The following is a 13069-nucleotide window of genomic DNA, read 5'->3' on the forward strand; positions in this document are numbered from 1 at the left end:
ACGCATTCCTTTTCGTATTTCCCCTAGTCGTAAAGTTTCGAGCCCGGATTGCAACGTGATTTTTCAATCGTCATGCGTGATTTTGAAGCACGCAATCGAATTGCCCGTTCTTTCCCTTCGGGCCTCTGGACTATCGCGGACCCTATCATTGGCATAACGCAATGTCTTTGACGATTCGGCGTCAACATGCACCTCCTTTCGAAGGAATCGCCGTCAAAATAAGTTGATGAGCAGGATCGTTGCGTCGCCAAAGCGATCGATCTTTGCGTTCCCTTCGTTTCCCTAGGGTCAGGATCCCCGCTATTTGACGACGAATCCGTGCGCGAACGGATCGCGGTCGTCGATGAAGATCGTGTTCAATCCGGTCATGCGCGCCCAGCCGCCGATCGAGGGAATGATCGCCGGATTGCCCGCCACCGTGACTTCCTTTTCGACCCTGCCCTTGAACAGCGAGCCGATGATCGATTCATGAATGAAGTCGTCGCCGGCGCTGAGCCTGCCCTTGGCGTGAAGCTGCGCCATTCGCGCCGAGGTGCCGGTGCCGCAAGGCGAACGGTCGATCGCCTTGTCGCCGTAGAAGACCGCGTTGCGCGCATCCGCTTGGCTGTTGGTCGGCGCGCCCGTCCACAGCATATGCGACAGCCGGTCGATGCCGGGATTCTCGGGGTGCACGAAGGAGTACTTCTCGTTGAGTCGCTGCCGCACCACCGGGCTCCAGGCGATTAAATCTCCGGCGGAATGGTCGGCCATGTCGCGATAGTTCTTTTGCGGCTCGACGATGGCATAGAAATTGCCGCCATAGGCGACATCGACGCTGATCTCGCCGAGCTGCGGACATTCGACCGTCAGACCCTCGGCATGAAGGAAGGACGGCACGTTGGTGATGCGCACCTCCTCGACATATTCACCGACCTGCTTGTACTCGGCGATGACCAGGCCGGCCGGCGTGTCCAGCCTGAGCAAACCCGGCGTCTTCGGCTTGATCAGCCCGTGCTCGATGGCCATCGTCACCGTGCCGATGGTGCCGTGGCCGCACATCGGCAGGCAGCCCGAGGTTTCGATGAACAGAATGGCGATGTCGCAATCGGGCCTCGTCGGCGGATAGAGGATCGAGCCGGACATCACGTCATGGCCGCGCGGCTCGAACATCAGCCCAGTGCGGATCCAATCATATTCGGCCAGGAAATGCGCGCGCCGCTCCATCATCGTCGCCCCTTGGAGCAGCGGTCCGCCGCCGGCGACGAGCCGCACCGGATTGCCGCAGGTGTGGCCGTCGATGCAGAAGAAGGAGTGGCGCGCCATTTCTAGAGATCCCGTCAGAAGCGGTTCGGAGAAAACGCAGAAAGATCAAACACCGGATTTTGGCCGAGAATGAGATCGCGGATCAAGCATCCGGTGGCAGCCGCCTGGGTCAGGCCAAGATGGCCGTGGCCGAAGGCATAGACTATCGTGCCGGCCTGCTTGCCGCCACCGATCACGGGCAACGAATCCGGCAGCGACGGCCGGAACCCCATCCATTCGCGGCCGCCGGCCGGATCAAGCCCCGGCAGGAAGCTTTTGGCCTTTTCGAGCAGCGCTTTCGATCTGTAATAGTTGGGCGGCCGCTCGATGCCGCCAAGCTCGACCGCGCCGCCAACGCGCACACCGGTTTCAAGCGGAGTGATGACGAAGCCATGGCCGGAGAAGATCAGTTGCCGCTTCACGTCGAAGGCGGCCTTCGGCAGGGTCGTGTTGTAGCCGCGCTCGGTTTCGAGCGGGATACGGTCGCCGAGATGTTTCGCCAGGAGATGCGACCACGCGCCGGCAGCGATGACGAGGCGTTTTGCCTGCCGCACCGTGCCGTCGGCCAGCGTCAGTGTCGCGCCATCCTGCCTCGCTTCGACGCGGTCGATCCGCGCTCTTTCGAAACGCGCGCCCTTGGTCTCGGCATAGGCCCAGATCGCCTTGCCCAATGATTTCGGATCGGCGACGGTCTTCCAGCCGGGTACGAAGGTGCCCTTGACGAAAAGCGGCGACAGGCCCGGCTGCAAGGCGGCGAGGGCATCGCCCTCGACATGGCTGAAGCCAATGCCGAACCGCTGCCTGGCCGCCCAGCCGGGCAGCGACGCCTTGAACTCGGCCTCGCTCTCGTAAAGTTCAAGCGAGCCATCCTCGCGCAACATGTTTCCGGTGCCCGAGCGCGCCATCAGCCCGGCCCATTCGGCCTCGGCGAGCCGCATCATTCCGGCCTGCGCCACAAGGCTGGCCTCGTAACGGTCGCTTCGGCCGGCGCGCCAGAAACGGACGAGCCAGGGCAGCAGCTTCGGCAGATAGGCGGGCGGGATGCTGAGCGGGCCGAGCGGGTCGGCAAGCCATTTCGGCAGATGCCTGATCATGCCCTTGTGGGCCAGCGGCAGCACATCGGAAAAGGCCAGGGCCGCGGCATTGCCGGAGCTCGTTTCTTCGCAAATCCCGGTGCGGTCAAAGACGGTGACGCTGCGCCCCGCCTCGGCCAGATAGGCAGCGACACAGATGCCGATGATGCCGCCGCCGATAATGGCGATGTCGAGCGTCGCATCGTTGTTCATGGCCGGGTAAGAGGGCATCTGAAACGAAGCCTGCGAATGCGAAACTTACAACCTCAGAACGTCGGCAGCTCTGGCCGCACCGCCAGCGCATCCCTGACGATCTTCTCGACCGTCCTGCGGCGCTCGCCGGACAGCGGCTGGCGCGGCATGCGCACGCGGTCGTTGGTGTCGATCGCCAAGACTTCGGCGAGCTTGATGTTCTGCACCAGGTAGGTCGAGACGTCGAGGTCGAGCAGCGGCCGGAACCAGCGGTAGATTTTCAGCGCCTCCTCGCGGCGGCCCTGCTTCATCAATTGGTAGATGGCGACCGTCTCGCGCGGGAATGCGGTGACCAATCCGGCCACCCAGCCGATGGCGCCGACCGACAGCGCCTCGAACGCCAGATTGTCGACGCCGGTGAACAAATCGTAGCGGTCGCCGAAGCGGTTGATGATCTCGGTCGAGCGGCGGATGTCGTCGGAGGATTCCTTGATGGCGACAAAACGCTTGTCCTTCGCCAGTTCCTCCATCTGGTCGACGGTGACGTCGACGCGATAGGCGAGCCGGTTGGAGTAGATCATCACCGGCAGGTCGCCGGCCTCGGCGACGGCACGCAGCGCAGCGACCGTCTCCTCCGCATTGGTGTGGTAGATCGGGCTCGGCACCACCATCAGCCCGTTGGCGCCCTCCGTGGCGGCGCGGCGCGCGATCGCCGCCGCCTCGCGTGTGCCGGGCTCATTGACCGTCAGCAGAACCGGCTTCTTGCCGGCGATCTTCTGCGCGGTCTTCAGCACCTCGATCTTCTCGTCATGCGACAGCATCGGCCCTTCGCCAAGCGAGCCGCAGACGATGATGCCGTCGCAGCCGGCGTCCATCTGCAGCGCAAAGCAGCGCTCCATCTCGGCATGGTCGAGGCGGTCGTCCTCGGTGAATTTGGTCGTGACGGCGGGAAAAACTCCGGTCCACATGGTCATTGCTCCATCTGATATATCAGTCGTATATTTATTAAGAAACGGACTGTCAACACGGATTTCACTATGATATATCAAAAATATATCAGGAGCTCGCCTTTGATATTCAATGAAACAAGCCCCGTATTCGAGCCAGTGGCGGCGAAAGCCTATCGCACGCTCGAGCACATGATCGTGACGCTCAAGCTGGCGCCCGCGAGCTTCGTCACGGAGAGCGCGCTGATCGACAGGCTCGGGCTCGGCCGCACGCCGGTGCGCGAGGCGATCCAGCGGCTGGCGTGGGAGGGGCTGCTCGATGTCCGGCCGCGCGCCGGCATCGCCATTGCCCCGCTCCATCCCGGCGACTGGCTGCGCGTTCTCGATGCACGGCGTGGCGTCGAGGTGGTTCTTGCCCGCTCGGCCGCCCGCTTCGTCACCCGTGAGGCCGCCGACCTGTTTCACGATGCGGCGCTGGCCATGCAGAAGGCGGTGATATCAGGCAATGTGCTGGCCTTCATTCAGGCCGACAAGGCGCTCGACGAAGCGCTGGCGCTGGCTGCCGACAACCCCTTCGCCGCGCGGCTGGCGGCTCCCCTGCAGACCCACAGCCGCCGCTTCTGGTTCCGCTACAAAGCCGATACCGGGCTCGCCGAATCGGCCGAGCACCACGTCGCGCTGATCCGCTCGATTCTCGCCGGCGATGAAGACGCCGCCGGCAAGGACGCCAAGCGCCTGATGGCGCTGCTGCGCGGCCATGCCGAGGCGGCCGCCACGCGCTGAGACCGCCCATCTGATCAATGCGTCCTGACCGTCATGCGTCATGGTCGGCCGGGATCACCACGTTTTCCCAATGTTCGCCGGCCGCGACGATGCAGCTTCTGCCGGCGACATCGGTGACGATGATCGTCCAGGTTCCGGTCTCGGCGACAAAGACTTCCATAATCGCCATGTGACCGATCAGCCCGAAAGCAAACTGTTTTTCCTGGAACTTCTCGCTCAGGTGAGCGACGAGATCGCCATGTTCAACGCAGTATTGATACTGGGCGCTTGCGGCGTTCGTAACCAGCGCCAATGCGCCAGCAAGAGCCAAGATTTTCACCCAACCCAACAGCGATTTGCGTGCCATAGGCACCTCCTTTGCCATCACGTTCCGGCAAAGGGGGACGCCTCATTTTGCCGGAGCGATCCAGGCCGGTTCCGACGTCATCATCATCGCGTCGTTCCTTTCTGTGTTCCGGTCTGTCTTCAGCGGGGACGATTCCAGATGTTCCCACTATGTTCCATATATGGTGTCGGCAACGAAAAAGCGCAAGCAGGCGCCCGTTACGGGCGCCTGTGGATCCGTTTCAAAGTTGTCGCCGGGAACCGCGGCCTGGCAGCTAAAAAAAAAGGGCACGCTCAGGTGCCTGGCAGTGCCGCTGTCTTCAGTGCGCTCTCCCAGCCTTCACCAACTGAAACCACGCAGCTTTGACCGCGTGTGTCGCTGGCGAGGATGGTCCAGGTGCCCTGGTCGGAAACGAAGACTTCAACAATCACATTCGGATTGACGACGCCGAGCGCGGTCGGATTTTCCTTGAACTTGTCGCCGAGCGCCTTGATCATGTCGGCTCGTGCCGCGCATTGTTCGGCCGCCGTTGCCGGGGCGACGAAAAACGCCGCTGCCACTGCGCAAAGTATCGTTGCCACTAGACGTGTCATCTGACACCTCCTTGCGCCAGACAATGTCCCCGAAGCTGTCACCAGCGCCGTTGGTTGATCTGCCACGCATCTCGCGGCGGAATTGCAATTTAAGGCTTCTGTTGCCCGCCTGGTTCCATCACATTACCGTTCACTCAGATACGGGCCGCGACCCGACAAGAAAAAGGCCCGGCGTCTCCGGCCCGGGCCCTTTCTTTCTTCCATATTTCAATCCGGATTCGTAATCGGCTAATTCATCGTCGGGATGACGAACTCGGCGCCGTCTTTGATGCCTGCCCGCGCGCCGCAGCCAAAGGCGAGGGCGCGCAAAAAGGAACCGTCCGGCTAATTCATCGTCGGGATGACGAATTCGGCGCCGTCCTTGACGTCGGCCCGCGCGCCGCAGCCAAAGGCGAGGACGCGCAAACAAGGAACCGTCCGGCTAGTTCATCGTCGGGATGACGAATTCGGCGCCGTCCTTGACGCCGGCCCGCGCGCCCGCAGCCAAAGGCGAGGACGCGCAAACAAGGAACCGTCCGGCTAGTTCATCGTCGGGATGACGAATTCGGCGCCGTCCTTGATGCCGGACGGCCAACGCGAGGTCACCGTCTTGGTCTTGGTATAGAAGCGGAACGCGTCCGGTCCGTGCTGGTTGAGGTCGCCGAAGGAAGACGCTTTCCAGCCGCCGAAGGTGTAGTAGGCGATCGGCACCGGGATCGGCACGTTGACGCCGACCATGCCGACCTGGACCCTCGAGGCGAAGTCGCGGGCGGCATCGCCGTCGCGGGTGAAGATGGCGACGCCGTTACCCATCTCGTGATCGTTGGCGAGCTTGATCGCGTTCTCGTAAGTCGGCGCACGCACCACCGAGAGCACCGGCCCAAAGATCTCTTCCTTGTAGATGCGCATGTCGGCGGTCACGTTGTCGAACAGGCAGCCGCCCATATAGTAGCCGTTCTCGTAGCCCTGCATGGAAAAGCCGCGGCCATCGACGACCAGCTTGGCGCCTTCCTTAACGCCGGTGTCGACATAGCCCTTGACCCGCTCCAGTGCCTGCGCCGTCACCAGCGGGCCGAAATCGGCGGACGAATCCGTCGACGGGCCGACCTTCAGGCTTTCCACACGCGGCACCAACTTTTCCATCAGCCGGTTGGCTGTGTCGTTGCCGACCGGGACGGCAACCGAGATCGCCATGCAGCGCTCACCGGCCGAGCCGTAGCCGGCGCCGATCAGCGCATCGACGGTCTGGTCCATGTCGGCGTCGGGCATGATGATCATGTGGTTCTTGGCGCCGCCGAAGCACTGCACGCGCTTGCCCGACGCCGTACCGCGCGAATAGATGTAGTGGGCGATCGGCGTCGAGCCGACGAAGCCGATGGCCTTGATGTCGGGATCGTCGAGGATGGCGTCGACCACCTCCTTGTCGCCGTTGACGACATTGAGGATGCCGGCCGGCAGGCCGGCCTCGATGAACAGTTCGGCGATGCGCAGCGGTACGCCCGGGTCGCGCTCCGAAGGCTTGAGGATGAAGGCATTGCCGCAAGCGATGGCCGGCGCGATCTTCCACAGAGGGATCATCGCCGGGAAGTTGAACGGCGTGATGCCGGCGACCACGCCGAGCGGCTGGCGCATCGAATAGACGTCGATGCCGGGGCCGGCGCCGTCGGTGAACTCGCCCTTCATCATATGCGGCGCGCCGATGCAGACTTCGACCACTTCCAGGCCGCGCTGGATGTCGCCCTTGGCGTCGGCGATGGTCTTGCCGTGTTCGCGCGCCAGAATGTCGGCCAGCACGTCATAGTCCCTGGCAACCAGTTCGAGAAACTTCATCAACACACGCACGCGTCGCTGCGGATTGGTCGCCGCCCAGCCGGGCTGCGCCGCTTTGGCGTTTTCCACCGCCGCACGCAGTTCCGCCTGCGAAGCCAGCGCCACCGTGCCGCGCACCGTGCCGTCCATCGGCTGCATGACATCCTGCTTGCGGCCGCTGGTCCCAGCGACACGCTTGCCGCCGATGAAATGACCGTATTCGATCATGGTTTCTCTCCCTGAGTTTGTGATGAGGCCCTGTATTGGTGATGAGACATTGTCCGCCTTTGCGCGGCCGATGGCAACGCGAGCGAAAACGCAACCGTTGTGCGGAGAATAGATAGCGGTGAGTGCCTGTGCATCAATTCTCGCAAATGATAGGGATGTGGCTATCGCCACACGGATTGAGAGATTGAGTTCCTTCACGCCCCCCTCTGTCCTGCCGGACATCTCCCCTGCAAGAGGGGAGATTAGCAGCTTCGCCGCCGGCTCTCCCTTTGCGACATTAGTGATTGGCGAAGGCCGAAGCGACATCCGATCTCCCCCCTTGCGGGGGAGATGTCCGGCAGGACAGAGGGGGGTGGGCGGGAACGCGGCGCTCGTTACTAAGACGGACCGTTCCCATGAACTGGGATGACGTCCGCATCTTCCTCGCCGTAGCGCGTGCCGGTCAGATCCTCGGCGCGGCCAGGCGGCTGGAGCTCAACCACGCCACCGTCTCGCGCCGCATCGCCGCACTCGAGGATGCGCTGCGCACAAAACTCTTTCGCCGGCTGACCACCGGCAGTGAGCTGACGCCGGCCGGCGAGCGCTTCCTCGACATCGCCGAGCGCATGGAAGGCGACATGATCGCCGCGCGCTCGACGGTGGCGGGCGAAGGCGACGATGTCTCCGGCACCGTGCGCATCGGCGCGCCGGACGGCTTTGGCGTCGCCTTCCTGGCCAAACGCCTCGGCGCACTGACGGCGCTTCACCGCGAGCTCACCATCCAGCTGGTGCCGGTGCCGCGTTCCTTCTCGCTGTCCAGGCGCGAGGCCGACATCGCCATCACCGTGGAGCGGCCGACCGAAGGCAGGCTGGTGGCGGGAAAGCTGGTCGACTACACGCTCGGCCTGTTCGCGTCCCGCGCCTATGCCGAAGCGCATGGCCTGCCCCAGACGCCCGCCGAGCTTGGCCGGCACACGCTGATCGGCTATGTGCCGGACCTCATCGTCAGCTCCTCGCTCGACTATGCGGCCGAGTTCAGCGCCGACTGGCGCACGAGCTTCGCCATCTCCTCGGCACTCGGCCAGGCCGAAGCGGTGCGCTCCGGCGCCGGCATCGGCATCCTGCACACCTTCGTCGCCCGTTCGATGCCGGAACTGGTGGCTGTCGACATCGTCGCGCCTATCCGCCGCGCCTACTGGCTGGTCTATCACGAATCGGTCAGGCCGCTGCGCCGCGTCCAGATCGTCGCGAGCTTCATCACCAAGGCGGTGGAGCGGGAACGGGGATTGTTCGTCTGACGAGATCCATCCGGCGCGCTTGAATTGTCTGTCCTCAAAACCGCTGCGCAGTTTTGAGCGAAGTGTGTCGGAGCTAGATCCCAAGTCGCGCGGCAAGTTCCTCACCGCGCTCAAAAGCAGGGCTGGGCGAAGGAAGCCTTCTGATCCTACCGCTGGTATCGCTCCGGCCCGAGGTCGCGGACATCGATATCCGGCACCCGGCTGGAGATGATGTCGGCCAGGACCTTGGCCGAGCCGCAGGCCATGGTCCAGCCGAGCGTGCCATGGCCAGTGTTGAGATAGAGATTGGAGAACTCGGTGCGGCCGATCAGCGGCGGCCCGTCCGGCGTCATCGGCCGCAACCCGCACCAGAAGGTCGCCGACCGCATGTCGCCGCTGCCTGGAAAAAGGTCGCCGACCGAATGTTCGAGCGTGCGGCGCCGCGATTCATGCAGTCTCAAGTCGAAGCCGGAGATCTCCGCCGTGCCACCGACCCGGATGCGGTCGCCGAGCCTGGTGATCGCCACCTTGTAGGTCTCGTCCATTACCGTCGACACCGGTGCTGCGGCAGCATCCTTGATCGGCACGGTGATCGAATAGCCCTTGACCGGGTAGACCGGTATGGACCGTTTCAGCATGCGCATGAACTTGGCCGAATAGCTGCCCATCGCCATCACATAGGCGTCGGCAGCCTTCCAACCCTTGCTCGTATTGATGCTGGCGATACTGTTGCGCTTGCGCATGATGCGCCTGATCGACATGTCGTATTCGAAGGTGACGCCGCGCGCCACGCAAAGTTCCGCCAGACGGTCGGTGAACATCTTGCAGTCGCCGGTTTCGTCGCCCGGCAGCCGCAGGCCGCCGACGAATTTCTCGCGCACCCCTGCCAGTCCCGGCTCGGCCGCGATGCAGCCGTCGGGATCGAGGATCTCGTAGGGAACGCCATATGTCTTCAGCACCTCGACATCGCCGGCTGTGCCGTCGAGCTGCTGTTGCGTGCGAAAAAGCTGCAGCGTCCCCTTGGTGCGCTCGTCATAGGCGATGCCGGTCGCCTCTCGCAGCGCCTTCAGCATCTCGCGGCTGTATTCGGCCAAGGGCACCATGCGCGCCTTGTTCACCGCATAGCGCTCGGCCGTGCAGTTGCGCAGCATCTTGACCAGCCATATCCACATATGCGGGTCGAGAGTCGGTCGCAGCGCCAGCGGACCATGCTTCATCAACAGCCATTTGATCGCCTTCAGCGGAACGCCGGGACCGGCCCAGGGCGAGGCGTAACCGGGCGAGATCTCGCCGGCATTGGCAAAGCTGGTTTCCAGCGCCGGACCCTTCTGGCGGTCGATCACCGTCACTTGATGGCCGGCCTCGGCAAGATAATAAGCGGTGGTGACCCCGATGACGCCGCCGCCCAGCACGAAGATCTTCATCGCATAGCTCTCCACAATGGCGTCTTGTCAGGGGTTTGAGGGCCGGGGCATCGTGGCTTCCTGTCTGCCGGATTTTACGGCGCCCGCCAAGTGCCCGATGCATGTCGCCCAAAGCATGCCCTCGGGCTTGACCCGAAGGTGCGCAGCGGTTTTGGGATAACGACATGCATAAAAACAAAAAGCCCGTGCTTTATCCACTCACATAGCGCCGGTGGAAACGATGACCGAGGCTGGTCAGGATTTCGTAGCCGATGGTGCCGGCTTGGCCGGCGACCTGGTCCACCGTCTGCGACGGCCCGATCAGTTCGACGAGATCGCCTGCCTTCAGCCTGTCTGGCGGCAGCGCCGAAATGTCGAGAACGATCGAGTCCATCGACACGCGACCGAGGAACGGCAGACGCACGCCGTCGAAAAACGCCGCCGCCGAGGCGCGCCGATGCCAGCCATCGCCATAGCCGAGCGAAATCGTCGCGGCAGCCAGCGGAGCCGCCGTGCGGAAGATATGGCCATAGCCGACACCGGCACCGGCCTCGAGCATCCGCGTCTGGATGACCTTGGACTGAAGCCGCACCACCGGCAGCATCGGGTTCGGTTCGGCCGGCGTTGGATTGATGCCGTAGAGCGCCGCACCGGGACGGGCGAGGTCGTAATGAAAGGGCTGCCCGAGAAAGATGCCGGACGAATTGGCAAGCGAGGCCGGCGCCTTCGGCAGCATCTCGCGGAGCCGCTCGAATTCCAGCCGCTGCTGCTCGTTGGCCGGATGCTCAGGCTCGTCGGCGCGAGCCAGATGGCTCATCACGAAGGTGACATCGATCCCGTCGAAACCCTGCGGATCGGCAGTGACGGCTTCCACCTCCGCCGCCGCCATGCCGAGCCGCGACATGCCGCTGTCGACCTGGATTGCAGCCTTGAGCTTGTGGCCGGCCCGCAGCGCCGCCGCGCGCCAGGCGGCGAGTTGGCCGGCGCTGTTGATAACCGCGCCCAGCTGCGCTTCGAAGGCTTCGCCTTCCCCGCCCGGGTTAATGCCGTTCAGCACATAGATCGCCGGCCGTGAGCCGAGCGCCTGGCGCAGCAACATACCCTCGGCCAGATGCGCGACGAAAAAAATGGCGCAGCCTTCGGCCGCCAGCGCCGCCGCCACTTGGGCCCCGCCGAGCCCGTAGCCGTCGGCCTTGACGACACCCGCGCAGTTGACGCCGCCCAGCCGCGCCTTGAGCCGCCGGTAATTTTCACGGACGGCGCCGAGATCGACGGTCAATATGGCGCCGGCCGCCGCTTCGCTGATCGGCGCGCCCTTGGCGGCGACGCTTTCAGAAAGAGATTTTTTGGAGGCGTCGTTCATGCCGACCCCTTCTGCAATGATTGGCCATCAATAGGGCCACCGCGCCGGCGCGGCAACCGTGATCGGTGCGACCGCGGCTTGCGCCAGGCTACGCAACCAGATGCCGGAACGCCGCAACCACGTCCTCATAGACTCGACGTTTGAACGGCACGATCAGATCGGGCAATTCCTGCATCGGCCGCCAGGCCCATTTGTCGAACTCGGCGGTGTGGCCGCCCGGCGGCGGATTGATCTCGATCTCGCTCGTGTCGCCGTGAAAGCGGTAGGCAAACCATTTCTGCGTCTGGCCGCGATACCTGCCCTTGAAGGCGACGCCGACCAGGTCGGCCGGCAGGTCGTAATTGATCCAGTACGGCGCTTCGGCCAAAAGCGAGACCGAGCGCATGCCGGTCTCTTCGTACAGCTCCCGCTCCGCCGCCCGCAGCGGCTCCTCGCCCTTGTCGATGCCGCCTTGCGGCATCTGCCAGAGCTGGGTCGCGCCGGCGAATTCGCTGTCCGGCTCGGCAATGCGATGCCCGACCCAGACCAGCCCTTCTGCGTTGAGGATCATCAGGCCGACGCAGGGGCGGTAAGGCAGCGTTTCGGGATCGACCGGTTTTTTCTTCGCCATGCTCAACTTTTTTCCGGATCCGTCGCCACCGCCGAGATCGGCACGATCTCGACACCGCGCTTCTTGGCCTCGATCACCCAGGACGACACGGTGTCGACCGTCAGGTCGAAGGCCGAGCCGATGCCGACGGCAAAGCCCTTCGTCCGCGCGGTGGCCTCCAGCTCGTCCAGCTTCTTCAAAATGGCACCGCGGTCCCGTACGGCGTCGATCGACGTGTCGCCGGCAACGAAGGGCACGCCGTCCTTGAGCGCCAGGTCGGACGCGAGGCTGCGCGCCGACGAGCCGTCGTCGACATAGGCCAGGCCACGCCTGCCGAGCTCGGCCATCAGCGGCCCCATCACCGCCGCATCTGCCGAAAAACGTGCGCCCATATAGTTCATGATGCCGGTGTAATTGGTCGTCCGCGATAGCGCCCAGCGCAAATTCTTCAAATTCTCGTCCGGCGTCGCCGCGACCGTCAATGTGTTGCGGCCGGGATTGACGTTCGGATAGTCGAACGGTTCGAGCGGCACCTGCATGACGATCTCATGGCCTTCCTGCCGCGCCGCCTGCATCCAGCGGCCGATGCTGTTGCCTTGCGGCGCGAAGCCCAGCGTCACTTCGGCCGGCAGCTTGGCAATGGCCGCCTGGGTGCCGGTCTGCGACACGGCAAGTCCGCCGATGACGATCGCCACGCGCGCGCCGCGCGCGCCGGACCACGGCCGCGCGTAGACATCGAACGGCCGCCTTCCGTCGGCGGCGCGAACCGGCAACGGGCCGGCCTCGCTGGTCTCGACCAGCGCCCTGTCGGGAATGTGCGCGATCCTCAGGTTCTGGCCGATCGTCGAAGGGTCGTGGATGACGATGGCCGCCCTGGGCGGACCATCGCCCTCGTCGGTCTGCATATGGATGATCTGCGGTCCACTCCTCTTAGGCACCGCTTCCGTCTTTGGCACTGGCTCAGCAACCGGCGCGGCTGCGGGTTCAACCACTGTTGTCGCCTTCGGCGTCGAAATGGCGACTTCTTCCAGCTTTCGAAACGGCTTTTCGCGCAGCGCAATCGCGCCGGAGACGCCGATCACAGCCAGCACCAGGAGAGTGGCCGCGACCGCGCCGGCGCTGATCGTGCGGGCCGCGCGCGGCGGCCGGACGGCCTGTCCGAGCGGGCGTTCGATGTCCTTGCCGATATCAGCCAAGCCGCATCCCCGGGCGCATGACCGCCGAAAAGTGCGACCACTTTTCACACAG

12 protein-coding genes are annotated in these 13069 nt (G+C 64.0%); 2 read left to right on the forward strand and 10 right to left on the reverse strand.

Going from position 1 to position 13069, the window contains the following annotated elements:
* Nucleotides 1-300: 300 nt before the first annotated feature.
* The 3 genes from EJ066_RS05310 to EJ066_RS05320 are packed head-to-tail and all read right to left on the reverse strand — an operon-like array spanning nt 301 to nt 3514.
* Nucleotides 301-1302 carry a 4-hydroxyproline epimerase gene (locus EJ066_RS05310; protein WP_126035576.1) on the reverse strand — a complete coding sequence of 334 codons (1002 nt, stop codon included), beginning with the start codon at nt 1300-1302 and terminating at the stop codon, nt 301-303.
* A 14-nt stretch (nt 1303-1316) separates the two neighbouring features.
* Nucleotides 1317-2567 carry an FAD-binding oxidoreductase gene (locus EJ066_RS05315; RefSeq protein WP_126043751.1) on the reverse strand — a complete coding sequence of 417 codons (1251 nt, stop codon included), beginning with the start codon at nt 2565-2567 and terminating at the stop codon, nt 1317-1319.
* Nucleotides 2568-2620: 53 nt separating this feature from the next.
* The gene (locus EJ066_RS05320; RefSeq protein ID WP_126035578.1) at nt 2621-3514 is read right to left on the reverse strand and encodes a dihydrodipicolinate synthase family protein; all 894 of its coding nucleotides are present in this window, start codon (nt 3512-3514) and stop codon (nt 2621-2623) included.
* A gap of 69 nt (nt 3515-3583) precedes the next feature.
* Between EJ066_RS05320 and EJ066_RS05325 the strand changes: the two genes are divergently transcribed.
* A complete protein-coding gene (locus tag EJ066_RS05325; RefSeq protein WP_245455082.1) occupies nt 3584-4276 on the forward strand; it encodes a GntR family transcriptional regulator in 693 nt (230 codons plus the stop codon).
* Nucleotides 4277-4307: 31 nt separating this feature from the next.
* Here EJ066_RS05325 and EJ066_RS05330 read toward each other — a convergent pair whose 3' ends face one another.
* The 3 genes from EJ066_RS05330 to EJ066_RS05340 all read right to left on the reverse strand — a co-directional run bounded on the left by EJ066_RS05330 (nt 4308) and on the right by EJ066_RS05340 (nt 7210).
* Nucleotides 4308-4622 (reverse strand): hypothetical protein, encoded by a 315-nt coding sequence (locus EJ066_RS05330; protein ID WP_126035581.1) that lies wholly within the window; start codon nt 4620-4622, stop codon nt 4308-4310.
* A gap of 272 nt (nt 4623-4894) precedes the next feature.
* The gene (locus EJ066_RS05335) at nt 4895-5194 is read right to left on the reverse strand and encodes a hypothetical protein (protein ID WP_126035583.1); all 300 of its coding nucleotides are present in this window, start codon (nt 5192-5194) and stop codon (nt 4895-4897) included.
* 519 nt (nt 5195-5713) lie between these two features.
* Nucleotides 5714-7210: a CoA-acylating methylmalonate-semialdehyde dehydrogenase gene (locus EJ066_RS05340; protein ID WP_126035584.1), complete on the reverse strand. Its 1497-nt coding sequence runs from the start codon at nt 7208-7210 to the stop codon at nt 5714-5716.
* A gap of 395 nt (nt 7211-7605) precedes the next feature.
* On the opposite strand from EJ066_RS05340, the gene EJ066_RS05350 reads away from it, so the two are divergent.
* Nucleotides 7606-8487 (forward strand): LysR family transcriptional regulator, encoded by an 882-nt coding sequence (locus tag EJ066_RS05350; RefSeq protein ID WP_126035587.1) that lies wholly within the window; start codon nt 7606-7608, stop codon nt 8485-8487.
* Nucleotides 8488-8633: 146 nt separating this feature from the next.
* Here the strand turns inward: EJ066_RS05350 and EJ066_RS05355 are convergent, their stop codons facing one another.
* From EJ066_RS05355 to EJ066_RS05370, 4 genes are all read right to left on the reverse strand, one after another.
* Nucleotides 8634-9890 carry a D-amino acid dehydrogenase gene (locus EJ066_RS05355; protein WP_126035589.1) on the reverse strand — a complete coding sequence of 419 codons (1257 nt, stop codon included), beginning with the start codon at nt 9888-9890 and terminating at the stop codon, nt 8634-8636.
* Nucleotides 9891-10080: 190 nt separating this feature from the next.
* Nucleotides 10081-11232 carry an alanine racemase gene (gene alr, locus EJ066_RS05360; RefSeq protein WP_126035590.1) on the reverse strand — a complete coding sequence of 384 codons (1152 nt, stop codon included), beginning with the start codon at nt 11230-11232 and terminating at the stop codon, nt 10081-10083.
* A gap of 88 nt (nt 11233-11320) precedes the next feature.
* Nucleotides 11321-11842, reverse strand: coding sequence for an RNA pyrophosphohydrolase (locus EJ066_RS05365; protein WP_126035592.1), 522 nt, complete (start codon nt 11840-11842; stop codon nt 11321-11323).
* A 2-nt stretch (nt 11843-11844) separates the two neighbouring features.
* A complete protein-coding gene (locus tag EJ066_RS05370; protein WP_126035594.1) occupies nt 11845-13017 on the reverse strand; it encodes a divergent polysaccharide deacetylase family protein in 1173 nt (390 codons plus the stop codon).
* Nucleotides 13018-13069 lie beyond the last annotated feature (52 nt).

It is taken from the genome of Mesorhizobium sp. M9A.F.Ca.ET.002.03.1.2 (assembly GCF_003952365.1).
Lineage (GTDB): Bacteria > Pseudomonadota > Alphaproteobacteria > Rhizobiales > Rhizobiaceae > Mesorhizobium.